Here is a 24,585-nt window from a genome sequence, read left to right as displayed (position 1 = left end):
TTGTTTTTTCCCAGTTATTCTATTCAGAAGAACTATATCATTAAGAGGTGGTCTACATGCAGCTAAAAAAGAAAATCTTATATGTAACGGCATTTATCCTGACTGTTGTTTACCTTGTTTGGAGAGGGCTCTATACGCTCCCATGGGACGAATCTATTTTTGCACTCGTATTTGGAATTTTGTTATGGGTCAGTGAGCTTATATCCAATTTTACAGCTGTAATCCTTATTTGGAGCAAAAATAGTCCTAAAAGAATAATCAAACCCGATGTGTTACCTGACCAGTTTCCGGAAGTGGATGTTCTCATCGCTACCCATAATGAAGAGGTATCATTGTTGTTGAAGACAGTGAATGCGGCTGTGAATATGGAATATCCTGATAAAACCAAAGTGCACATATATTTATCGGATGACTCCAACCGGACTGAGGTCAGGGAACTGGCAAGTCGTTTCGCTATTGGTTATATTGGTTTGCAGGGCAATAAACACGCCAAGGCAGGCAATCTGAACAACGCTTTAAGGCAAACGCATTCTCCACTGGTTGCTACATTTGATGCAGATATGATTCCTTACTCCAACTTTCTGCTGGAGACTGTTCCTTATTTCGTAGATGATTGGATCCGGAAGGCTGCGGATGACAGGGAAAAGCCACTGGGCTTAATCCAGACTCCCCAAAGTTTCTACAATGCCGATTTGTTTCAGTTCAATCTCTTTTCCGAAACCTCCATTCCGAATGAACAAGACTTTTTTTCAAGGGAAGTCAATGTCCTCAATAATGCTCAGGATGCTGCAATATACACTGGCTCCAACACCTTGATTTTGCGGAAAGCGATCGATGATGCCGGCGGATTTCCTATAAATACCATCACAGAAGATTTTGAATTGGGAGCAAGAATCAATACAAAAGGGTACCGGAACATTTCCACTACCGAACCGTTAGCAAGCGGTTTGACGCCGACTGACATACCCAGCGCAATCAAACAGCGCATCAGATGGGGGAGAGGCGTCGTTCAAAGTGTGCACAACTTGCACATTCTGACCAACAAAAACCTGACTTTCAGACAGAAATTGATTTTTCTCAGCAGTTATTTGTATTGGTGGTCTTTCCTCAGGAGGATTATCTACATAATGGCACCAATCCTCTTTTCGGTCTTCGGCATCAAAGTTGTGGATACCGATTTCTGGACGTTGCTGCTATTTTGGTTGCCGAGTTACTATTTTATCCATCTTTCGATGCAGGATTTGTCCAGTGACATCCGGACGCAGCGATGGGGTGAAGTTCAGGAGACAATTTTTGCTCCGTATATGATCATTCCAGTTTTTATGCAGGCGATCGGATTGAAGGAGAAGCGGTTCAAAGTGACAAATAAAACTGCTGTGCAATCAAAAAAAGATATCCTGTATGTTATCCCACACTTTATCTTGCTGATATTGACTGTCATTGGGATCGTGACATTCAATTACGGCAAGTACGGATCGGAAATATTTTACGGCAGCGTCATCACTTTTTGGTTGTTGACGCATTTATTTAATCTTACTTTTTCGGTGCTGTTCTTTTTGGGCAGACCCATTTACAGGAAGTCTGAACGCTTTCTGGCAGAAAATTCTATTCTTGTGAAATATAACAGCAAGGAATACCAGCTAGTGACAAAAAACCATTCAGAAGATGGCTTATCCTTCCTTTCTGAAGACCCGCTTTATTTTCCAGAGGATGCCGTGCTGCACTTTACGATTGAAAAAAACAAATACAGAACGCACCTTACCGGAAAAGTAGTCCGGGTTTTCCAAGAAAGCAGCGGCTGGGTTTATGGGGTGGAACTTGAAGGAATTCCTTTTGAAGAATTTCTCCAATATTTGTTGATCATCTACGATGGTTTTAATCAAAGTCTGCCCCAATTCCGTGATCCTTGGGTAAACTCATTCGATCGTTTCATTGACAATCTCAACAGGAGGTTGGGCGACCAAGGTGATAAAGTCGGTAAAGGCGGTAAAGGCGATGAGGCCAGCAAATTTCCGATTATCCGAATCAACGAAGAAGTCGACGTCTCAGGTGTGACGTTGCTGCTCAGGAGATTCAATTATCATCATTTTTACCTCGCTTCTCAGCAGGATCTATCAGAAAATGGAGAGCTGCATGTGAACATAGATGGCGTTCCGTTCGAGTTAAGCTATATCGCCCAAAATGATGAAGATGAGTATACATTTGAAGTCGCTAACTTAGCTGCGTTAATGAATGATTCTGCGTTCGAAACGTTGCTGCATAAATGGCGTAATAGTATGGGGGGGATTTCATGATTCTGATAATCGCGCGTATGTTTCTGTTCATCCTCTCCATTTATGGATTCAAGTGGCTTCTGCAGCAATTCCTTGGAATTGATCCGAAAGTCGGATGGATCGCTGCTTGCTGTTTGAATATTCTAATTTTATATTTTGGTGCTTTTGCAGGAATGCTTGAGTCGACAGCCATCGTTTTAGCTATCGTGGGCTGGTCGTTTGCCAGCTGCGGGCTGTATAGTAAATTCAGAAAAAAGAAGCTCTTCCAACCAAGACTCAACTTAATCAATATTGGTCTTCTGGTTTATTTCCTGCTTTTTGCATACACGCTTCTCAACACTAAATTGGAGCACGCTGACAACTTCTCGCACTGGGCGACGATCGTAAAGTTTTTGTATACGGAATCCAGATTGCCCACTGCGTCAGACACAATCATCAGTTTTGGCTCCTACCCTTTAGGCAGCTCTCTTTTTGTGTATTATGCGACAAAAATGGCCGGTTTCAGCGACGGCGCTATGCTGATCGGTCAATTTTTGTTGATCTACAGTTGTGTCATCGCCTTATTTGCACCTGTAAGGGATGAGTCCCGTACATTGGTTGTGGCAATGAATTTTAGCCTGCTGGCTGTTTTTAACTACTTCAATGTTTCCATCAGGATGAGCAATCTGTTGGTGGATTTTCTTCTCCCATTGCTGACTCTGGCTGGGATTGCAGGCATCTATAGCATGCGCAAAAATATCAAAGCATTGTCCGTCTATTTTATTCTGATTGCTTCGGTTTTGAGCCTGATCAAAAACAGTGCCATTTTTTTTGTCGGGATCCTGTTCATCTACTATCTTTACACGGTGGTTGTTGCCAGAAAATGGTTCGGTAAAATTTGGCATCTTCCGGCTAACGTACTGGCAGTTTATGGCGCTTCACTGATTCCTTATATCATGTGGACCATTCACGTAGGTCAACAGTTTTCCAGTTCCAAGCACGCGGTGAGCCTGAGCCGTTACCAGCAGATTTTTCTGGAAAAAGATGCTTCCATTACTGCAGAAATAACCGAAAAATTTATGGCTGCATTGGCGGATTTCACAAGTATTCCATCTCAGGGAATCCTTCTTTTCAATTTTGTGATGATCGCTTCCTATATTAGTATTCGCTTTTTTGTAAAGCGGAATAACAGCATCCTGCGTTGCACCGTTATTGTCGATCTGATTATCGTGGCCTACTATATCGGCATGTATGTCATGTCCCTCTTTTCCATGCCCACGGAGGAGGCTCTCGTTCTGGCAGTATTTGAACGTTATGCCTCCAGCATCATCATTTTCTCGCTGGGGATTGCTATGATGGTGCTTTCCCGGGAAATTGATTATTCTCTGTTCGAACAAGGGATCCAAAGCAGAAACCATCGCAGCTTTAAAAACTTGACCACGAAAAAAGTCTATCAATTCAGCAGCATGGGACTCCTTTTCTTCGCTACAATAATGCTTCTGTCCGAAAATAACGATATGATGTACAACAACATGTACAAAAATTCAGTTCCTTATGCATTTTCCGAAATCGTCGAGAATCAGATGACAATGAGTTCAGAACGATATTTGGTGATAAGCGCCGACAAGGAAGCTATCGAAGATGGCCTGATCAGCTATGTCGGCAAATATTATTTGTATTCTCCGAATGTTGAAGCAGTGGAGAATTTCATGATGGATGATGACTCTTTCCTGAACCTGATACAAAAATACGATAAAATCGTAGTGCTCGACGATCATAATACATTTAACGCCATGACAAACAAATTGATTGACACCCAATTTGAGCCAGGGATCTATGCTGTTGATGAATATTTTTAAGGAACTGAGTACTGACATTCAAAGCTGATTCCCGGTGAGACGATGCTCACCGGGAATTTTTTATGGTGTGATATCTAATAACCGAGAATGAGTGGTTCCCCGAACAAGCAAGCGTTGGAAGGGGGAGTGCCCGAACTCCGGCGAAGCCGCCGTTCACTGACAATCTTAAGGCAGTAATATGGAATCAATTACTTTTAATCATAGTGTAATTTGTTTGGATATAGTAAAATTGATATTGTATTAATTGCTTAAATAAAATTGAAAACAATGTTAAATCAGCCCCCTGTTTACAGAAGAGCGCTTCGAGTATTTCGCTCAGTCCTGAGCGAGTGATTAACAAGAAACCCGTATTACAAAATAACGCAAATGAGAATGGAGGATTACGATGGGAGTTTTTGATTCATTCAAAGAATTGGTTACGCAAAAGCCGGTAGGTTTGAAGAAACCGCATTTTTACAAGGCTGACAGCGATTCAAAGAAGCAGCTGGACCGATTGCAGCAGCTTTACACCACCGCGCCGGACAAGGTAAAGCCGCAGATCGAGCGCGATATGAAGCTGCTCGCGTACGGCATTGCCGGGGAGGATAACGTCGCGTTTGAGCTGAACAACAGCTACCTGCCTATCATCATTCTGCACGATCTGCGCCTCGAGCACGAAGGTCTGTCGGTGCAGATCGACTACCTCATCATCACCACGAAATTTTGTCTTATCGTCGAATGCAAAAACCTCTTCGGCAATCTTGAGGTCAATAGCCGCGGCGAGTTTATCCGTGAGCTGGACTTCAATGGAAAGCGCAAAAAGGAAGGGATTTACAGTCCGGTTACGCAGAATGCGCGCCATATGGAGATGATTAAAGCGTTGCGGCTGGCAAATAAAAGGAATCCGCTGATGCGGGTTGCGCTCGATAAATCATTCGGTGAACTCCACAAATCCGTGATTGTGCTTGCTAATCCCAAAACGGTTATAAACCTGAAGCATGCGCCGAAAAACGTGAAAGATCAAATTATTCGCAGTGACCAGCTGATTGAATACATCAAGAGATTGATCCGCGAAAACAAGGATTTGGCATCTTCGGAAAAAGAGATGTATGAGATGGCTGAATTTTTTGCGGGGTTGCATAAGGAGAATCCTATTAATTATGCGGAGAAGTATTTTGTTGATGGCGGAGCTGGGCAGAGTGAGGCGATTGTAGATAGGGAAGAGAACGTCGGAGTTGAAGTTGGGATTGAGGAAACGCCGCTTTATCAGGTTTTGAAACAATATCGGTATGAGACTAGCAAAGCAGAGGGCGTCAAAGCTTATTATATTTTTAATAATGCGCAGTTGGAGATGTTGATTGCTGCTATGCCTCGGAGTTTGGATGAGCTTAGGAAGGTTTCCGGGTTTGGGGAAGTTAAGTGTGAGAAGTATGGGGAGGCGATAGTGGGGATAGTGGACAAGCATAGAAGGACTGGAGTTTGATCAAGAATACAGGAATTTGGAAGGATGGCCTAAGAAGAGGCTCGCCTTCAGGAAATTGCCAGCAGTGCGATAAATGCGTACAATGAGCTGCCACTGCCCTTAAAGGTTTTGTTGGCAACGACAGTTGTGGATGAGAGAGCGATTACCCCAGGACTGCAAGGATTTTATTTACACTATAATTTAATAGGAGATGACATGCTCGTGAATATCAGTTCGGGAGCAGGTTCGGGGCATCCTTGGTATATCCTCCGTTATGACTCGGAAACAATCACACCTGTTCAAGGAGTAGTTTATTTGGGAATATCCGGATACGGAGACGCACCAGTAGACGCAACCCCGACCTCTAAAATTGATTTGTATAATCGTTACATGACATCGAAAGAGTCTTACGATTCTGCTCTAAAAAATGTTACTGAATACCCTGAAATGACCATGGCAAAATATCAAGAATATCGTTCTAACATCAAATAACGATGAATGAAGAACAAGCATACCAGGAAAGCGATTGGATTCATCTTGCGTAGAGCAAGGAACGAACAGTTCATTTCTCGATAAAGGAGCGATTTGGATGGAAATTCTATTATTTTTCTTTCTACTATACCTCTTTAGTTTCCTGGCTAAAAGACATTACAACAAGTCAGGCTACAAAGATGCCAGTGGACACAACTATTATGAAACGATGACGGATCCTGGGCGAAAAGGAGAATATCAGACTTACCGCGATCTGGAGAGTTTAGGAGAGCAGCATAAATTGTTGACGAACATCTATTTGCCGAAGGAGGACGGAACCACTACTGAAATCGATCTGATTATGATCACTGAGACGGGTATCTATGTATTCGAATCCAAAAATTACGGTGGCTGGATTTTTGGAGATGAGAGCTCCAAGTTCTGGACACAATCGCTCAAAGGCGGTAACAAGTTTCGTTTCTACAATCCCATCTGGCAAAACAAAAAGCATATCAGCGTTCTACAGAAACACCTGGGGCTGGGCGGCGAAGTGTTCCGCTCTTACATCATTTTCAGCAATCGCTGCGAGCTGAAGAAAATGTCCGTCCGCTCACCGGAAGTGAAGGTCATGAATCGGAATATTTTGATCAGGGAAATCAATCAGGATGTGACTTCTCTGGCGAATCGGCTGACCATCTGGGAAATCAACCAAATCTACAACGACCTCAGTAGATTTGCTCTGGCGGACGCCCAAACCAAACAGGCTCATATTGATGCGATGAGTTGGAAGAACTGAATACTGAATTGCATAACTGATCCCCGGTGACGATTCCCCGGGGATTTTTTAAGGTGTGGATTCGTAGTGTAGAGGATCATTATCTCCAATAAGGATGTCGCTCATCGGAGAACAGGTTGCCCCCGACAGAATAGCTCTGGTAAGCGAATGCTAGCCGGAGGAGGAAGCATTGCGGGCGGCTGAACTTCGGCGAAGCCGCCTTGGTCGGAGTTGATGATTTTTATAAACGCTATTCTCCGGCGAGTCTTCAGTTTAATTGAGAGGGATGGAAACTCTGATTTTGATGCTCTGTATTTCTCAATATCATAGATTGAATGGGGTGTCCGTATGTTATACTTTACTGGAGGTATGGGTAAAGTAAAGATAAAATGGGGGGATATAAGATGTTGATGTATGTCCAACAGGATATTTTCAAAAGTCCCGCGCAAGTGATTGTCAACACCGTGAACACAGTCGGGGTGATGGGAAAAGGCATTGCCAAACGTTACAAAGAAATCTACCCGGACATGTATAAGCAATATCAAAAATTTTGCGAGCAACATTTGCTGGATATCGGCAAACTTTGGATCTATAAATCAGACACGAAGTGGATCCTGAATTTCCCGACAAAAAAGCATTGGCGAAATCCATCCAAAATCGCTTATATCGAACAAGGCCTCAAGAAATTCGTGGAAACATATGAGGAAAAAGGGGTAACATCTGTTTCATTCCCGCAACTAGGCTGCGGAAATGGTGGATTGGACTGGGAAAATGAAGTCAGACCTTTGATGGAGAAATACTTAAAAGACCTTCCGATTGATGTATTCGTGCATATTTACAGTGACAGGACTGCTGGTGCGGAACACATGAATGTTCAAGAAACAAAAAAATGGTTACAAAGCAGTCCGAGTAACTTAAGTGCGGAACAAGTATGGGATGACTTGCTGGATGCTGGTGAGGCTGATAACCAACTGGTCATAAATGACGAGATATGGGAAATTACTTCAAAAAATACAGCCGGCAAATCCGACTTCAGTTATGATCCAAACTCAGAACCATATCTTCTAATGACCAGTGAAGGAAAGAGACACATTTTCTATCAAGCGGATTTATTCGATTTGTGGATTAAATTGCGAGAGACCGAATTCATAAGGGATACGGATTTCCCTTCACATTTCAACCGTAGCGAGGAGTTGCGCCTTGTGTTCAATCTGTTGGGGAAATTGGATTATATTGAGATGGCTAAGGTCATCGATCCAAACGGGAAAGCCATCTTTGGGCTTACTGTCATAAACAGCGAACTACCCGAAACAGATTCTGCAAATCGAGAAGAGGTAACATTATGAATGGTTCTGTTACATCCTTTGGCGAGGTCATCAGTGAACTTCGAAATGATAAATCGTTGGTTGGCTTGAACCGTGACAAGAAAAAAGTGTGGACCTCATTTTGCTTCCACTTTACCAATCTGAACAATGCGGTCTCGATTTTACAAAATGGGATGTTGGTATCCCGGGAAAAGGCATCGGAATCGGGAATAATGGAAAATGAAAATGCCAGCATTGAGGTCATCAACCAGACGGATGAGGAATGGAAAAAATATGTTCGCCTCTACTTTAGGCCGAGAACACCTACCCAATACAACAATGAGGGATTCCGGAGCAAATCGAATTTGGGGTCACTTCAGGCGCACTGCCCCTTTCCAGTTTTTTTCCTTTTTGATTTAGAGGAAACCCTTCAGAAACCAAATTGTTATTTCACAAAAAGTAGTCTTGCTAAAAGCGGAGAGCATGAATTGCTCCAGGCACCGCAGCAATTCAGTGAGCTGCCATTTTCCAAGATATATCATGAGGGCCCATTTGAGAGTCATGAAAGAGATGAGATAGTCGCTTGCAGACATGCGGAAATCATAGTTTCGGACGAACTGAAGTTGGATGGGGCGTTAAAATTTATTCTTGTCAGAAGCCAGGCAGAAAAGAATACACTTTTGAGTTTGTTGGGACCCACAGAAACAGAAATGTATGCAGATAAAGTTAGGGTTGATAATAAGCAGATTGTGTTTTTCTCGCTTTGGACATATGTCAGTAAAGCAGAGATATCAGGTGATAAAGTCATTTTGACATTCAATAATGGGTTAGGGGACAAGACTTTCGATCTGAAAATCAAAATGACGGACCTTCAATCCGGATTAACCAATGAAGTAGTTTTTTCTGATTATAATTGTAATGGACCTTTTAAGGGGAAAATAGGGACGCCCTTAATGGAATACCGAATAGAAGTATACCTTGATGATAATTTGGCATTTGCTGATTGCTATAATGGTCATGAAGAAAGCGATCTACCGTTCTAAACAGAACTAAATCAAGTTGGCTAACTCCGGCGAAGCCGCGGAGGTCGAAGGTGATTACCGATGAGAAGTGATGAGAATGCATTAAGGAATGTAAAGCAATGGTTAGCGGAACACCACCGCACGCAGGAGTGGTTAGCAGGTCGAATGGGTGTGACCCATCCTTGGTTTGCCAATTGTTTAGTGGTGAAAGAAAACTTCAACCTGTACATATTGCAAAAATGGCAGAAATTACTGATAAGTCGATTGCGGAATTAGAAAGCTCCGAAGACGTTATAGCTGACGAAGTGGTCTATCCTTTGCTCGGGGAAATATCTACTGAAGATGGTAAACGTGCCCTCGCGCAATTATTGCTTGACGTTGAACATTTTGCCCAACTCGTCAGTAAATAGAGGCAAACAGCATGATGAATGTGTAAAAATAGCTGAAATTATAGCGGGCAGTGTGCAATTGAATGAACGTTTGGATACAGTCGAGGAATAACATTCCTCGGCTTTTTTGATTTGGAAAATATGTGATTGTCCCATTTCGGTCTTGATTGTGGAAGAGTGCCGGAATTCTCGGTGAAGCCGTCCTCACCGGTAATGTACCCTTAAAAAGAAGACAAATTTCCCGATGAAACGCTCCCCAGGAATCCCCAATCAGAGTTATGCAGTTTATAGTTTTTTAACATGGTCTAATCTGTCTGGATACAGTAAAATTGACAATATATAAAAGTTGAAATGAAATCAAGTCTACTTAGCCATCTGTCTAAATAGCGAATAGGAGTAGAGAAACGATTATGGATCCAGAAAATCTATCTGAAAAGTACCATTTATTGTTGCAGGAGAACCAATTGCTAAAGGAACACATTTCATTGTTGGAATCCGCACTTAAACAGGCAGAAGTATATTTTGTGGAGGGGGCTGCTGGTGATTACCACCAATCTAATTTTACCAATATTCCAATACCCTCGAAAGGGGATCCGTCTCCAGAGCCAGAAAAAAAATCCGTCCCGACTTTGAATAAATACTCTTCTCCCTCCGAAAAAATCCGTCTTTTCATGTCGCTTTTCAAAGGTCGGGAGGATGTGTTCGCGCACAAGTACTTCAACAAGAAGCAAGGAAAGATGGTTTACGGCCCGATGAAATCCAAGCCTTGGGAACGGAAGCCGGGGGATGGAGAGTATGCGCCGTTTGATGAGCGGGTTGTCGATCATCATCTGCGTGGGTTTGATGGAATGATTGCAGGGGTGTTTCCGATTTGTTTGGATGATAGTTGTCACTTTTTGGCGATCGATTTGGACAAAGGGGAATGGCAGCGTGATGCCGAAGTGTTGCGGGAGGTGTGCCATCAGTTTGCGATTCCGGTGAGCATCGAACGCTCACAATCCGGCAACGGTGCACATGTGTGGTTCTTCTTTGCGCAACCAGTACCCGCAAAGAAAGCCAGGAAATTCGGAAGTGCACTACTTACCGCGGCGATGAATCGTCGGCATGAACTAAAGATAGCATCCTTTGATCGTCTCTTCCCGAATCAGGACAGTCTGCCTTCGGGCGGGTTCGGCAATCTGATTGCTTTGCCGCTGCAGAAAACGGCACGACAGCATGGGAACAGCGAGTTTGTTGATGAGGCTTTCCGTTCTTATGAAGATCAGTGGGCGTACCTGGCCAGCATCAAAAAGATTCCGGCTGAAGATATCTCATTATTCCTGGAGAAACTGCAAACGCAAAATGGAACCGAGGATTTTTCCGAAAATGCGGGTACAAGTGAAGGGTTGAAGCCATGGAAAAAGAAGGAAATCGTTTTGACAAAGGCAGATTTCCCGGATCAAGTGAAGATCACTTTGGCTAATCGCATTTATATCGAAAAAGCCGAGCTGACGGAACACGCGTTGAGCTATTTGAAAAGGAGGGCGGTCTTCCATAATCCGGCGTTCTATATTGCGCAAAACAGTCGGAAGTCCACTCATAATATTACCCGGTTGATTTCATGCAGCGCGGAGGACGCGCAGTATATCGGACTGCCGCGCGGCTTTCAGGAAAAAGTGATGGCGTTGTTCGAATCTTTGGATATCCCTGTTTCGGTGACGGATGATACCGTAAGTGGGGATGCATTACGTGTGGATTTCAAAGGAGAGTTGTGGCCGGAACAGGAAAAAGCGGTGGCCAATCTGCTTGTGCACGATAACGGGATTCTATGTGGGACGACCGCATTCGGTAAAACGGTAAGCGCGCTGAACATCATTGCCGAAAAGCAGGTGAATACCTTGATTATCGTGAATAGAACCAGCCTGGTCAGCATGTGGCGGGAGAAAATCAATGAATTTCTCGATTTCAAGGATGCCGAAAACGAAAAGGAAGCAAAAAAGATGGTCGGACAATTGGGTGCCGGCAAGAAAAAACTGACCCAAAAAATCGACATTGCTTTGCTGCAGTCCCTTTACCACGAAGGTGAAGCCCACGAATGTCTTCAGGATTACGGAATGGTCATCGTCGATGAGTGCCACCATCTGTCTGCGGTCAGTTTTGAGCAAGCTCTGCAGGCAACCACGGCGAAGTACGTCTATGGTTTGACGGCCACACCGACTCGAAAAGATGGCCTGCAACAGATTGTCTTTATGCAGTGCGGTCCGATCCGATATAGGGATAATGCGAAAAAGCAGGCGAAGGCAAGACCGTTTGACCACAAAGTAAGGATGCAATTTACACCCTTTGACCCGACAATCCGGCAGGATATGTCCCTGCAACAAGTTTATCAACAGATTTCCGAAAATGAAGAGCGGAACAGCAAATTGGTTGCGGATATCATCAGCAATTACCGCGAGGGCAGAAATGCCATCATCCTAACGGAAAGAGTTGCGCATGTGAAACGGCTGGAAGAACTGTTGCGGGAGGAAATCCCAGATGTGGTGGCGATTACGGGCGGAATGGGCAGGAAGACGGAACGGGAGAAGATGCAACAGATACGCAATGCTCCGACAACCCAGCCTCTGACGATTGTCTCAACCGGTTCGTTCATCGGTGAAGGTTTTGATGAACCGCGCTTGGATACACTGTTCTTGGCGATGCCGATTTCCTGGAAGGGCCGGCTGCACCAATACGCCGGACGCCTGCATCGTCTCTACGAAGGCAAAACGGAGGTCCGCATCTACGATTATGTCGATGTCCATGTTCCGGTACTCGAGCGGATGTATCGCAAGCGGCTGACGGGCTATGCCGGCATCGGCTATACGGTCGAACTGGCGGATCAGGAAGCAGCCAGCCGAAGTTTGATGTACACAGGAAAGAATTACGCCGACGAACTGAAAGAGAATCTGCTTTCTGCCAAGAGCGAGATTGTCCTGGTAAGTCCTGCTCTAGCGGGCAAAACAGTGGCGACATTCCTGAACACCATCAAACCGCGCATCCCGACAATAGTCGCGGTCAGCGTAATGACAAAGAGCGCTGACAGTATTGTCAATCCTCAGCATCGAGCCAATCGTACACAACTGATTGAGTCATTGGCGGACAAAGGAATCGACGTGCAGCAACAAGACGTGACCGGCCCAAAATGTGTTCTGATCGATCGTAAAATCGTGTGGTACGGCAGCATCGATGTCCTCGGCAACCAAAGCAACGATGCTAGCTTCATCAGGCTGGAAAGCACGAAACTGGCCGAGGAATTGTATGCGTGTTTTGGAAGGTAGTGAAAAGTAATTGAAGGCTACACCGAATGACCGCTGGGTTTCTCAGCGGTCATTTTGTCTTTCATTTGGTCAAAAGTGTGTGCCACTTAAAGGTATGTGCTCCTCCGACCAGGAGTGAATTGGACGGAGAAGAATGATGCGCCAACTACCCAGCTCCGGGGTGCGACTGTTGGCCGGATGAGGATGTGTTGCGGGCGGCCGTACTCCGCTGAAGGTATGAATTCAGAGGGGGATGGACTGCTGTCAAGTGCACAAGTTGAGAATGGCTGTCGCTACCAGATGATTTTTTGGATATACTCGTTATTCGTAAAAAAATGATAAATAAGAAATTATTTCAGAGTTGCATTTATGTTGAAACAACATGGTAATATTTCCAAGCAGAAGTTTATAAATTTGGTATCTCAACATCTGTAAATATATATTGAGTTTATTAAAATTATAAATATAATTAATATTTTGAGAATTATTTATTGTATATAATTTTTCATCAACTTATAGTATTATAAAATAAAGCAAGTGATGTATAATGAGGCAATGTTATAAAATTTTAGCACACATACTTCTGTGGGAAACATTTGTTTCGATGGGTAGTATTATAAATCGGAGCAAGTTGGCAAATGGTTGGTTTCTATTAGGCATATAAATAGGGAGTGCACAATGGTTAATATACTGGCAAACGTAGGCATCATGTTAATGGCTGTATATTTTTATATGAGGACCAGCTCTGGTTGGCATGATCAGGATGGAGGGAATAAATCCGATATCATCAACAGCATTTTGTTGGAAGTGTTGGTGGGCTTCATTTTGATGAGCTTTTCCACAGTTGTAGATGGCTTAAGATATGATTTCAGATTTCTTTTATTTTGTTTTTCTGCGAAATACTTGGATTGGAAAGTGACCAGTTCGAGTATTGTTTTATTGGCTGTCTTAAGATTTGGGTGGGGAAATGATCAGGTCGCGCAGATGAATTTGCTTGCAAGCATTGTTCTGGCAGCCTCTTTGCCACTCATTGCAGCTTTTATCCAGAATAAGTGGAATAGCCTGACGCAGTTGTATATTTTGGTCAGCTACTGCATGTGGCCAACCATTTTGCTTTCCAATTATTTGATAGCTGATAAATCACAGGCTATCTATATAAGTCTGGTGATGATTGTGGTCGGTTATGGGAGCATCTATACCATGCATCATTTTGTTTTTGACCTCTACTATCTGATTATTTCCGCCAGCACCGATCATCTGACAGGGCTTAAAAATGTGCGTACGTTCCATAGAGAGATGACTGCAGTAGAGCAGAAGAAAGATAAATCGGTGACAATGGCTGTCATAGATATCGATTATTTTAAGGACTACAATGATTGCTTCGGACATGATAGTGGAGATGCGACCTTGAGACAGTTGGCGGATGTATTCAATGATCAAACAATTGCGGAGACAACATTTTACAGAATCGGTGGGGAGGAATTTGCGCTCATCCTCGAAAACACTCAGCCAACCGATGCAGAAAATTTTGTGCGACACCTTCAGCAAACGATTGAGGAAAAAGTTTTTTTTGCAACATCAGGAGACCCGATAGCCCTCACCATATCAGCAGGTGTAGCGCATCGCCGTAAAAAAGAATCATTGAAAAAAACCCTTAAAAGGGCAGATAACGCCTTGTATCAGGCTAAAAGAAACGGCAGGAATAAAGTAATGATAGCTCTGCCGCACTAGCAAACGAACAAAAAAATGAATAAATTACCTTATCCCCGGTGAGAGTTTCTCATCGGGGATTTGTTTTGGGAACTTTTTGTGATTAGTGAGTTTGATTAGCTGGATGTATGTTTGGCAGGTGGGACCAGCCTGTGAGGGCATCCTACCTCCGGCGAAGCCGTGCGTCCTCGGAGGTAACACTGGAAGTGGTACACCATCTCCGACGAGGGAACCCTCCCCGGAGCACAGCCTAAGAAGACGGCACCAACTACGACGAAGGTGCCGCTCATCGGAGGAGAGAACACCAAAAATGTCTGGCCCGGCTTATCCGGCCGCAAAAAAACAGCCCAACCCGACGAAAGCCGGGCTGAGCTGGATGGGGAAATTCAAACCAACACTTGGCCTTTCCCGTGGAAATAGCCTTGCTGATAAACCATACCCAAATTTTTAAGCTCATTGCTGAGGCTTTCCGATTCAATTCCTTCGACAATCATTTTAAGTTGATACTTTTGGGACAAAAAAAACCAGCTGTTCAAGAAATTGAACAAAACATTCTCATTTAGGTTTCGAAACTTCAACAGTGAGAATTTTATAGTGGAAATGTTTTGGATATTACTTGTTACTAATTCAAAGTTGTTTTGGCCAGTCCCTACATCATCAATCGCTAAGGAAAGCCCTGTATTCTTCAATTCTGAGATATAGCTTTGGAGATTATCCGCTCCATCAACTGGATCAAATTCGCAGTAATGCTCAGTCAATTCGATTGAAACATTTTTTTTCATCAATGAAATAGTATCCAAAAAATCCCAAGTTGAGGGATGCTTTAATTGTTTTGGATGCAGGTTCAGCGATAGTTTGATGTTACTGTGGGCATCCATTAATTTTTTGAGTTCCTTCGAATAATAAGCCATCAATTTGCAATTGCGTTGGTCCTCTTCGATGAACCACGAAAACATTTTCTCAGGGAAACCAGGTTGTTTTTTTGATCTTAATAAAATTTCGTACCCATCGATAACATTTGTATTTGAACACAGCATGATTGGCTGGCACACTATGTATAAATCATCTAACAACTTTTGCGTATCATCCACTCACTTTCCCCCTTTACAATCACTGCAAATTAACTAGTGAAAAACAAGTGCAGTGATTAAAATAAATTATATCCAATTACTATTCGAATGTATTTGTTCTTGTGCAAAGCTGAGATTTTTTCCTGAAATTCAAAACTAATTTATTATATCGGTCAAAAAAAAAAAAAGTTAAGCTGATATGGAATACAATATTGTTTTTTTTGAGAATGTAAAAGTTTTCAATAATTTAAACATTACACAATATGAAATAAGTAAGTTATAATAAGCAAGATATTACTGTTTAAAAAAAGATATTCGTTCTAATCAAACATTTGTTCTGAGGTTATTTATACTTAAACTTTACATCATGGTTTAAGGTTTAAAAAGCACAGTAACTCGTTTCTATTTAGCATGTATGTAAGGAGCACACGATGGTTAGTCTACTGGCAAATATTGGAATTATGTTTATGGCTGTTTATTTCTATTTGAAGAGCAAGATGGGGTTATCAAATCAAAACAATACGAAAATAGCCTATTTCATGAAATGTATTTTATTTGAAGTTCTGTTAGGAATCGTTTTGTTAAGCTTTTCTACAGTTATTCTGGGGTTAAGATATGATTTCAGATTTCTGATGTTTTGTTTCTCTGCTAAATATATGGATTGGAAAATAACCAGCTCGAGTATCCTTTTGTTAGGGATTATCAGGTTTGTGTGGGGCAGTACTGACATTGCCCAAATCAACTTGATCGTCAGCATTTTGCTGGCAGTCACATTGCCGTTGATAATCCATTATACCCAGGATAAGTTGAATGATCTGACTCAATTGCTTGTCTTGGTCACTTATTCTCTCATCACTTCAATTGCGATTACCAATCACCTGATAGCTGATAAAGCACTCGTGCTGGGGATAAGCGTTATTCTGTTTACTTTCGGGTATGCCACAACTTTCGTCATGCATTATTTTATGTCGGATCTGTATAGTTTGATTGTATCTGCCAGCACCGATCCTCTGACTACGCTCAAGAATGTGCGCACGTTCAACAACAATCTGATGGAAGTGGAGCGAGAAAAGAAACCAGTAACACTGGCAGTGGTTGATATCGATCATTTTAAGAACTTTAACGATAGCTTTGGACATGACAGTGGGGATGTGCTTTTAAAACAGATGGCGCAGGTGTTCAATGAGCTTGCGGCTCCTGGGACAGCCTTCTACAGAATCGGTGGTGAAGAGTTCGCCGTAATCATCGACAACTCAAACCCCAGTAAAGCTGAGGAGTTCATTAATGATTTGCAGGAAATAATCGCCCACAGGAGTTTCTTCATAACTACAGGTGAACCGGTAAACATTACAATATCTGTGGGAGTAGCCCACAGTCACACAGAGGAAACATTGAATAAAACGCTCAAGCGAGCTGATTTGGCTCTTTATAAAGCCAAAAAAGGCGGCAGAAACAAAGTTATTGTTTCTTTCCCGCTTTAACAACAAAGCAGTCATTGATTGTAAAAGAAAATCATGACTTTGTTTGCGATAAGTAAGGATTACAAACTAACGTATAATCGGCCTCTGTGTATTTCCGTTAAAAACAGCCACAAATGTTGATAAGACAACTTTGTGGCTGTTTTTCGATATGCTGATTTTAACTTCCTGAAAATGAAAATAATCAATATTGTTACCATGGGTTTTTAAATAAGATGATATAATCATTTTAGTAATAGTCGGAGAATAATTGATATCGCTGCTATTCAAATGGCCGATTCGGAAAAAAGAGTGCAATAAGTGTTATCGGGGGTTGTGTGTTGGGAAGAGACAAATTAAAGAAGGTAGAAGTAACCTATTTCTTGATACCCTTTTTGATGATATCGATAGGTTTTTCGATTTTGACAGCTTTAACAGTCAAAAATCGAATTGATGAACAGTATAATCAGCTTGAAGAGACGACTTTAGAAATTGCAAACAGCTATTCACACAGTTTGACTCATACAAGCGAAGCCTATGAAATCATTACGGAACTTTTGGATGAAAAAATAATGATAGCAAGTCAAGCAGTCATGCTTATTGAAAATAAGGATAATAATGAGGTGTTGGATAGTATTTCCCAAACGTTCAATGTGGATGAAATACACTTGTACAACAATGAGGGAGTCATTACAAATAGCACTGACGAAGAATTTATCGGGTGGCAAGCATATGAAGGACATCCGGTTCATGATTTCATGATGAGCGATCAGACTATGCTGGTGGAAGACGTCCGTCCGGACACCGAGAATGGCGTTTACTATAAATTTGGCTATGTTAAAGATGGGACGGGTGGATTTGTACAATTAGGGATTCTGGCAGAAAGTATACAAGATTTCATTGGGGCGTTTGAAATCACAAAATTATTAAGTGATATTTCAAACAGGGGAGATGTAAAACACGTGTTCTTTGTCGACACGAAGTACGAAATCCTTGCGAGCAGTCTTCCGAACTATATAGGCAGCACAATCGATGTTAAAGATATTCGCGCGGAAATGGATGGAAATGAATCGATTGTACATAGAGATGAATTAAATGGATCCTCATTTTTTAGAGTTTCTGTACCTATATTTGTCGAAAATGAAAAAATAGGGTCGTTGTTGATACATTGGCCCACCGATAAAGTGGATGCTAAAATTACTCAAATGTTTCGTTACGCGATTACAGTCTCCTTAATTGTTATTAGTATAACGGGGTGCATCCTCTATTATGCTTATCGGAAAAATAAGTCCAACATCAAAATTGCTTACTATGATGAGCTTACGGGGCTTCGTAACAGCAAATATCTTACGGAGTATCTCAATCAAGTCCTACGAAATCCATACAGAAGAAATAAAGCGGTGTTGCTTCTCAATTTCGTTAATTTTAAAACACTGAACATCACCTACGGATTTTTATATGGAGATGAGGTACTAAAACAGATTGCAGTTAAAGTCAGGACATTATTGGATTCGGAAGACTTATTTTTCAGGTTTGACGGAGACAGATTCATATTAGTGCTTGATGATTACGCAGACCAGCGGGAACTGAGAGCATTCGCTGATAAACTTATGCACATTTTTGAGAATCCGATTGTGGAAGGAACGGAACATCAGTATGTGGATATTCAAATAGCTATAGTGGAGATTAAAGATAGACATACCTCAACGGATAAAATTCTGCAGGATGCAACTCTGACACTTTCTCATATCAAGGATAGTTCAACGGATCAGGTGGCTTTCTTTAACGAAGATATGGAGAAACGACTCTTGCGGCAAGATAAAATTGTAAAAGTATTGCGGGAAGTCATTGAAGGTAAAGATAACGAATCTTTTTACCTGGAATTCCAACCTAAGCTCGACTTGATGAAAGATAAAGTCATTGGTTTCGAAGCGCTGGCTAGGCTTCGAATTGAAAATCTAGGCCAGGTAACTCCAGATGAATTTATTTCTTTAGCCGAGGAGAATTTAGTGATCTATGATTTAGGGAATCACATCATCGAGCTTGCATGTAATTTTTTAAGACGAATCCAGGACGAAGGTTTTCACGAAACGACTGTAGCAGTAAATATCTCCGGCATTCAATTGCTTCGAGAAGACTTTGTGGGAAATTTGCGACAAAAACACTTTTTAACAGAAAATATCAGGAAGTCGCTGGAATTCGAGATCACAGAAACGGTGTTGCTCAGCCATTATAGCCAGATCAACGAAAGTTTAGAGGAAATCAAAAAAATGGGCATAGCCATTTCGCTGGATGATTTTGGGACCGGTTATTCATCTTTTTCCACATTTGCTGAACTGAATATAGATGCCGTAAAAATCGATCGGTTCTTTATCGGTAAGATAAGCCACACATCTGAAAAAAACCTGGTCATTTCAGACATTATCTCTATGGCCCATAAAATTGGTTTAAGCGTTGTAGCAGAGGGCGTAGAGGACGAACAGCAAAAGGCGTACCTGAAAAAATATGGGTGCGATATCATCCAAGGCTATCTTCTTAGCAAACCCTTACCGGAAGAGAGTGCCATTAACTTTTTAAGACGTTACGAAAGTGACATACAGCGATGAATTGGCTCAGTAAAGGGGACAAAAGCATAACTTGAATGCACCGGGAAAGTAATTAAAGGAGGATAAAATGGTAGATGGATTTCAAGAAAATAACCTGGGTAAACTTGACTCGGTAATTGAGACTGATCCCCATGAGGACAGCTCAGTTGGAAATCAAACAGAAAATAATCTGAGGGAGGAAAACATCGAGCTTCAGCGCTATATCTCAGTGACAAAAGATTTATTCTGTATTTGTTCATTCAATGGAATAATCATTAAAAGCAATCGGACGTGGCGCGAATCATTGGGTTACAATGATTCGCAGATGATTGGCAAGAGTATTTTTGAGATCATCGTAAAGGATGATTTATATGCCACAAAATTTGCCATCAGTGAGTCAGTGAAAGATGGCGGGCTTGATAAATTTGTCAACCGAGTCCTGAACCATAAGGGGGTAGTCCGTTATTATGAGTGGCGTGTGAAAGTTTTTGAGAATAGTATCTATGCATCAGGACGCGATATCTCAGATCTGATTATGACGCGGGAAAAACTTGAGTTCTATCATAACAGGGATACATTAACAGGGATGTATCAGCGCAGCTTTATCCAGTCTTCATCCGAGGCGATGGTTCTGCCCTATCAACTGCCTCTTAGCGTCATTTTTGTTGATCTGAATGGTTTGAAACTGATCAATGACTCTTATGGGCATGATCAAGGGGATGAATTGTTACGCACGATTTCAGAGAAAATGCTAAGTTATCAACGGGAAGGCGATATTTTTGTCCGTTATGGTGGAGATGAGTTTGTGTTGTTGCTCCCATACACACCTTATGATGTTGCCTATTCACTTGCTGACAAAATAAAAAATAGCGATACTTTAAAAATTTCCGGGAGATTCCCGTCAGAATGGGTTTCTATTTCATTAGGGGTTGCAACAAAGACAGGGATAGAAGACTCTGTTGAAGATATCATTTTGGAAGCAGATAGATTGATGTACGAAGATAAGTTGCGCAAAAGCCGGAAGCACAAAAATTCGATTATTGAAGGTATCAAGTCGAATCCTAGGTTATTAAGGAAATGGGATCCGACGCACGCAGAAAATGTTGCCGACCATGCCGGGAAAATTGCAGAAAAAATGGGACTTGAGCCATACTTACAAAAATTAGTGAAGAAAGCTGCCTTAGTGCATGATATCGGAAAAATCACGATACCGTCAAAAATTCTCAATAAGGACTCTTCATTAACTCAAAAAGAATTAGAGCAGATCAAACGCCATCCTGAATCGGGGTACCAAATCCTTCGGTCCGTAGATGAATACGCATCTGTTGCGATGATTGTCTTGTCCCATCATGAGTGGGTAGATGGATCAGGCTATCCAGAAAAATTGAAAGGAGAGGACATTCCTTTAGCTTCCCGAATCATCGCAGTTGCAGATTCATATGATGCAATGACCAGTGGGCGTAGCTATACCGACTGCAAAACAATGGAAGAAGCTATTCAAGAATTAAGAGCATGCGCAGGATCCCAGTTCGATCCTGAAGTTGTCTCCGTATTCATCGAAAAAGTACTTCTTTATGGAGAATAATGAGGCTGAAGATCACTTTGATCCATTTAAAATAAGGAGATACCCCCCTTTTTGGGTACACAACGATCAGGAATGGATGATGCGATTTCGGCCAGTATTTTTTGCGTGGTAGAGACGCTTGTCGGAAAGATCCAAGAGTTCCATCAAATCTTGCGTTTCGTGGCTTGAGGCGATGCCGGCGCTGATCGTCAACACATGCTCGATGGGAAAATCAGTATTTTTCAGGCTCTGCTGAATGCGTTCACCTATAATTCTGGCGTTTTCCCTGCCTAAATCTGGGAAGACAATCAAAAATTCTTCTCCGCCATATCGAGCAGCGATATCTACTTCACGAATGTTGGAACGGAGGACAGGACCGAACCTGTTCAATACCTGATCACCTACCAAATGGCCGTAGGTATCATTTATGTTTTTGAAGTGATCAATATCCAATAACAAAATAGAGTAGTTTTTATGGTTCAGAAGACTATATTGATGAATAAAAGATAACTTTTCATTCAATGCCGCCCGTGTGTACAACTTGGTCAGGCTATCAATTTCTGCCCGTGCACGCCAGAAAGTCGATTTATGAAGCAGTTCCCGTTTCTGGTTCTCGTCTTCAGTTATATCAAACACATTTCCTACAAGGAAAAGTGGTTTATGATCGGCTGACCATTGCGTAACTTTGCCGCGATCATAAAAAACTTTCCAAGATCCGTCCTTTGCTTGAATGCGATACTTGACTTCCCATACAGGGACTAAACCTTTGAGGTGTGCACGCATTTCATCCATCACAGTGTCATAATCTTCAGGATGCAACTTTTCTGTGAAAAATTCAAATCCTGTTTCTGCAGGTACTTCATCCTGTGAATACCCCAGCGCACTTGCTTTCAAAGGATTGAAAGTTACAATATTTTTTTGGCAATCCCAAAACCACTGCCCCAGGTTTCCCAACCATGGGAATTTCGAGAAATCATCTTCATATAATTGACTGCTCAGTTCCTTGTTCAAACGCTTCAAATAGGCAATTTCGTCCAATAGTCTCTTTTGCTCTGTTTCATTTGTCTTCATGATAACCTCCGTGTCAGTATGCTCCATAACAACCATTTTACCATCATATTTGTGAATAGTCTTGTTGTAAAATGGGGGCTGTATGCTCCAACGAAGGGGCATCGTTTTCCATGAATTCAATATCATTGACAGTCAATCGTTAAGATAATATACTCAATAATAACATTTTTAACAAAATTGTTGCATTCTGAGATTGGCAAAACGGTCCGTATTTATAAATATATTTCCAAAGAGGGAAGAAGACAATGAAATGTTGGTATAGAAAACTAATGAAAGGTATGTTATCAGAAGAAGAAGGGATGACGCTCGTCGAGGTGTTGGCATCCATTCTGCTTCTGTCGCTTATCATCACAACTTTTTTATCCTTTTTTATCCAAGCAGCAAAAATAAATAATAAGACCGATGCCGTCAATGAAGCAACTTTTATCGCACAAGAACAAATCGAATTGCTTACCTACTATTCAGAGACAGAGAGTGTGGGTGATACGTTGAGCTTTATTGAGGACGAAGGCCCTAAAACGGTCTCCGGTTTTGAAGTGACATCTAAAGTTGAATCATCAGAGCTGAATGCTGCCCTTTATAAGGGAACAGTGACGGTTTCTAAGGGAGAAAAAAAATATGCGGAAATGGAAACGCTGCTGTCGTTCCGTACAGCAGAATAGCTCGAAGATTAGTCTGCGGAACGAATCAGGTATGACGCTCATAGAACTGTTGGCGAGCATTGCGCTACTTTCGGTTGTGCTATCGCTCGTAGGGGCCGTTCATCTGTTTGGGCAGAAGCAATACTTGGCTCAGTCCTATTCTGCTGGCCAGTCAAATGATTTCGCTTACACACTCTCTGTCATTTCCAGAGAAGTTCGCAAGAAGCCTTTTGCTGATATAACAGTATCGGAATCAGAATCAGAATCAGGGGATGCCATTTTGACTGTCGGTGCTGAGTCATTCAGCCAAAAAGGCGCACAGCTTGTGAAAAATAATGATCAGGTTTTGGCGGATGGGGTTGCTGATTTTACGGTTGAATTGAATGCTACTGAAAAGAGTGTGGCCATCGTATTAGAAAGTATGGCCAAATACAACAATCAATCAATAGAATATCAAACGAAGATCTATTTGAGGAGGTGAGTGGGAAAATGAGAATCAAACATCTCCGAGAAGAAAAAGGCAGTGGCCTCGTTTTGACATTGATGGTGCTGCTCGTGCTGTCTGTACTTGGTGTTGCAATCGGGACACTCACACTCGGCAGCTATCGTCTGAGTGTTGCCAACCGTGATGATACGTCCGCTTATTATGTGGCAGAGGCAGGAGCTGTTGCAGCTTATGAAGAGATTCAGAGTAAAGTGTTGAGCGCTTATGAAACCAATGCGACAGAGGATTCCTTCGATGCTAAAGTGTCGGCAATTGTGAGCGAGCATAATGATCGATTCGCTGATGGTTCTGTGTACCATTTTGACAGTGGAGCGACCGCAACAACTAAAATAAACCCAGAAACCTACACAATCACCTCCATTGGAGAAGTGGGTGGAAAAAAAAGAACCGTCACCAAAAAATTCAGTGTGACTTGGGTCGATAAGAATACCGGTGGCAGTGGTGGATTGCCGACACTTCCTACTGATGCGGTTTTATTGACCGAAGGAGCTATTTACATTGGTGGTAGTAGTACTATAACAGGCGATAGTATATACACGAATGCTCCAAAAACAGGCATAAATATTTTTGGAAGTACTAAATATAAAGGCAATGAAGTGAAGTCTATTGATTTTGAACCCTATGCAGCTATTAAAGCGCCTGATATAAACAATCTTAATACAGAAATAAACTTAACGATCTCAAAAAAAAGCACTAAGCTCGTTTTAGATTCAGATGTTTATATTTCGGAAATCCAAAATAAATCCAATGAAACGTATACAATCGATACTACAGGACAAGATCGGACGATTGTAGTGAACACGCTGAATAGTGGTGGAAACATTGTAGTTACTGGTGGAGGGACGCTAACAATTGTTACTGATACAATCACGAATATTAATAACATATCTTTCAACGGAGGTGAGTCCGCAAATATCACTTTAGTGTATTTGGGGGATACTGCGTTGGATTTCGCTGGAAATGCAGTCTACAACATGATGCTGATAGCTCCGAATGCGGCGGTCTCGTTAACGGGCACCTGTTCAATAAACGGCATGGTCATCGCAAAAACATTCAAAATGTTGGGCAATGCAAGCCTCAACTATGCGGCCGTAAACACGGCAGGCTTTCCGGTCGGGTCGACGGCGCCTACTGCTGAACCGGATCCGGAAGATATCATCAGCTCAGGGCCAATCATTGAAAACTAGTAGAAAG

General features: G+C 42.1%; 18 protein-coding genes. 16 read left to right on the top strand and 2 right to left on the bottom strand.

Annotation, left to right across the window (positions count from 1 at the left end):
* The first annotated feature begins 56 nt into the window (after positions 1-56).
* The 10 genes from PH235_RS11480 to PH235_RS11435 all read left to right on the top strand — a co-directional run bounded on the left by PH235_RS11480 (position 57) and on the right by PH235_RS11435 (position 14,519).
* Positions 57-2,294, top strand: coding sequence for a glycosyltransferase (locus PH235_RS11480; RefSeq protein WP_272162472.1), 2,238 nt, complete (start codon positions 57-59; stop codon positions 2,292-2,294).
* Positions 2,291-4,111 (top strand): lantibiotic ABC transporter permease, encoded by a 1,821-nt coding sequence (locus tag PH235_RS11475; RefSeq protein WP_272162471.1) that lies wholly within the window; start codon positions 2,291-2,293, stop codon positions 4,109-4,111. Before PH235_RS11480 ends, PH235_RS11475 begins: the two co-directional genes overlap by 4 nt.
* Before the next feature lie 385 nt (positions 4,112-4,496).
* The gene (locus tag PH235_RS11470) at positions 4,497-5,573 is read left to right on the top strand and encodes an HRDC domain-containing protein (protein ID WP_272162470.1); all 1,077 of its coding nucleotides are present in this window, start codon (positions 4,497-4,499) and stop codon (positions 5,571-5,573) included.
* A 111-nt stretch (positions 5,574-5,684) separates the two neighbouring features.
* Positions 5,685-6,044, top strand: a complete 360-nt coding sequence (locus PH235_RS11465) for a hypothetical protein (RefSeq protein ID WP_272162469.1) — start codon at positions 5,685-5,687, stop codon at positions 6,042-6,044.
* Between the two features lie 97 nt (positions 6,045-6,141).
* Positions 6,142-6,819, top strand: a complete 678-nt coding sequence (locus PH235_RS11460) for a nuclease-related domain-containing protein (RefSeq protein WP_272162468.1) — start codon at positions 6,142-6,144, stop codon at positions 6,817-6,819.
* Positions 6,820-7,202: 383 nt separating this feature from the next.
* Entirely contained in the window at positions 7,203-8,144 is a 942-nt protein-coding gene (locus PH235_RS11455; protein WP_272162467.1) for a macro domain-containing protein, read from the top strand.
* Positions 8,141-9,145: a DarT ssDNA thymidine ADP-ribosyltransferase family protein gene (locus tag PH235_RS11450; RefSeq protein ID WP_272162466.1), complete on the top strand. Its 1,005-nt coding sequence runs from the start codon at positions 8,141-8,143 to the stop codon at positions 9,143-9,145. Before PH235_RS11455 ends, PH235_RS11450 begins: the two co-directional genes overlap by 4 nt.
* A 98-nt stretch (positions 9,146-9,243) precedes the next feature.
* Positions 9,244-9,534, top strand: a complete 291-nt coding sequence (locus PH235_RS11445; protein WP_272162465.1) for a hypothetical protein — start codon at positions 9,244-9,246, stop codon at positions 9,532-9,534.
* Between the two features lie 389 nt (positions 9,535-9,923).
* The gene (locus PH235_RS11440; RefSeq protein ID WP_272162464.1) at positions 9,924-12,809 is read left to right on the top strand and encodes a TOTE conflict system archaeo-eukaryotic primase domain-containing protein; all 2,886 of its coding nucleotides are present in this window, start codon (positions 9,924-9,926) and stop codon (positions 12,807-12,809) included.
* Between the two features lie 657 nt (positions 12,810-13,466).
* Positions 13,467-14,519 carry a GGDEF domain-containing protein gene (locus PH235_RS11435; RefSeq protein WP_272162463.1) on the top strand — a complete coding sequence of 351 codons (1,053 nt, stop codon included), beginning with the start codon at positions 13,467-13,469 and terminating at the stop codon, positions 14,517-14,519.
* A 365-nt stretch (positions 14,520-14,884) separates the two neighbouring features.
* Here the strand turns inward: PH235_RS11435 and PH235_RS11430 are convergent, their stop codons facing one another.
* The gene (locus PH235_RS11430) at positions 14,885-15,589 is read right to left on the bottom strand and encodes an EAL domain-containing protein (RefSeq protein ID WP_272162462.1); all 705 of its coding nucleotides are present in this window, start codon (positions 15,587-15,589) and stop codon (positions 14,885-14,887) included.
* A gap of 410 nt (positions 15,590-15,999) precedes the next feature.
* Between PH235_RS11430 and PH235_RS11425 the strand changes: the two genes are divergently transcribed.
* From PH235_RS11425 to PH235_RS11415, 3 genes are all read left to right on the top strand, one after another.
* Positions 16,000-17,049 (top strand): GGDEF domain-containing protein, encoded by a 1,050-nt coding sequence (locus tag PH235_RS11425; RefSeq protein ID WP_272162461.1) that lies wholly within the window; start codon positions 16,000-16,002, stop codon positions 17,047-17,049.
* A gap of 317 nt (positions 17,050-17,366) precedes the next feature.
* On the top strand, positions 17,367-19,631 hold the full coding sequence (locus PH235_RS11420) for a putative bifunctional diguanylate cyclase/phosphodiesterase (protein WP_272162460.1): 2,265 nt from the start codon (positions 17,367-17,369) through the stop codon (positions 19,629-19,631).
* A gap of 67 nt (positions 19,632-19,698) precedes the next feature.
* Positions 19,699-21,195 (top strand): sensor domain-containing diguanylate cyclase/phosphohydrolase, encoded by a 1,497-nt coding sequence (locus tag PH235_RS11415; RefSeq protein ID WP_272162459.1) that lies wholly within the window; start codon positions 19,699-19,701, stop codon positions 21,193-21,195.
* Positions 21,196-21,261: 66 nt separating this feature from the next.
* Here PH235_RS11415 and PH235_RS11410 read toward each other — a convergent pair whose 3' ends face one another.
* Positions 21,262-22,245, bottom strand: a complete 984-nt coding sequence (locus PH235_RS11410; protein WP_272162458.1) for a sensor domain-containing diguanylate cyclase — start codon at positions 22,243-22,245, stop codon at positions 21,262-21,264.
* A 245-nt stretch (positions 22,246-22,490) separates the two neighbouring features.
* On the opposite strand from PH235_RS11410, the gene PH235_RS11405 reads away from it, so the two are divergent.
* From PH235_RS11405 to PH235_RS11395, 3 genes are read left to right on the top strand one after another with little or no spacing between them, the layout of a single operon-like run.
* Positions 22,491-22,907, top strand: coding sequence for a hypothetical protein (locus tag PH235_RS11405; RefSeq protein ID WP_272162457.1), 417 nt, complete (start codon positions 22,491-22,493; stop codon positions 22,905-22,907).
* Positions 22,864-23,367 (top strand): PilW family protein, encoded by a 504-nt coding sequence (locus PH235_RS11400; protein ID WP_443080880.1) that lies wholly within the window; start codon positions 22,864-22,866, stop codon positions 23,365-23,367. The genes PH235_RS11405 and PH235_RS11400 overlap by 44 nt, the downstream gene beginning before the upstream one ends.
* Before the next feature lie 8 nt (positions 23,368-23,375).
* The gene (locus tag PH235_RS11395) at positions 23,376-24,578 is read left to right on the top strand and encodes a PilX N-terminal domain-containing pilus assembly protein (protein WP_272162455.1); all 1,203 of its coding nucleotides are present in this window, start codon (positions 23,376-23,378) and stop codon (positions 24,576-24,578) included.
* Positions 24,579-24,585 lie beyond the last annotated feature (7 nt).

Origin of the sequence: Trichococcus sp. K1Tr, from assembly GCF_028309625.1 — a bacterium.
Taxonomy (GTDB): Bacteria; Bacillota; Bacilli; order Lactobacillales; family Aerococcaceae; genus Trichococcus.
This window is presented reverse-complemented; position numbering and strand designations above follow the sequence as displayed.

Coding starts and splice junctions, on each gene's coding strand:
- PH235_RS11450 (WP_272162466.1), top strand. CDS start 8,141: ATGAATGGTTCTGTTACATCCTTTGGCGAGGTCATCAGTGAACTTCGA.
- PH235_RS11410 (WP_272162458.1), bottom strand. CDS start 22,245: ATGAAGACAAATGAAACAGAGCAAAAGAGACTATTGGACGAAATTGCC.
- PH235_RS11425 (WP_272162461.1), top strand. CDS start 16,000: ATGGTTAGTCTACTGGCAAATATTGGAATTATGTTTATGGCTGTTTAT.
- PH235_RS11470 (WP_272162470.1), top strand. CDS start 4,497: ATGGGAGTTTTTGATTCATTCAAAGAATTGGTTACGCAAAAGCCGGTA.
- PH235_RS11440 (WP_272162464.1), top strand. CDS start 9,924: ATGGATCCAGAAAATCTATCTGAAAAGTACCATTTATTGTTGCAGGAG.
- PH235_RS11395 (WP_272162455.1), top strand. CDS start 23,376: ATGAGAATCAAACATCTCCGAGAAGAAAAAGGCAGTGGCCTCGTTTTG.
- PH235_RS11435 (WP_272162463.1), top strand. CDS start 13,467: ATGGTTAATATACTGGCAAACGTAGGCATCATGTTAATGGCTGTATAT.
- PH235_RS11455 (WP_272162467.1), top strand. CDS start 7,203: ATGTTGATGTATGTCCAACAGGATATTTTCAAAAGTCCCGCGCAAGTG.
- PH235_RS11480 (WP_272162472.1), top strand. CDS start 57: ATGCAGCTAAAAAAGAAAATCTTATATGTAACGGCATTTATCCTGACT.
- PH235_RS11460 (WP_272162468.1), top strand. CDS start 6,142: ATGGAAATTCTATTATTTTTCTTTCTACTATACCTCTTTAGTTTCCTG.
- PH235_RS11400 (WP_443080880.1), top strand. CDS start 22,864: ATGCGGAAATGGAAACGCTGCTGTCGTTCCGTACAGCAGAATAGCTCG.
- PH235_RS11475 (WP_272162471.1), top strand. CDS start 2,291: ATGATTCTGATAATCGCGCGTATGTTTCTGTTCATCCTCTCCATTTAT.
- PH235_RS11415 (WP_272162459.1), top strand. CDS start 19,699: ATGGTAGATGGATTTCAAGAAAATAACCTGGGTAAACTTGACTCGGTA.
- PH235_RS11445 (WP_272162465.1), top strand. CDS start 9,244: ATGGTTAGCGGAACACCACCGCACGCAGGAGTGGTTAGCAGGTCGAAT.
- PH235_RS11405 (WP_272162457.1), top strand. CDS start 22,491: ATGAAATGTTGGTATAGAAAACTAATGAAAGGTATGTTATCAGAAGAA.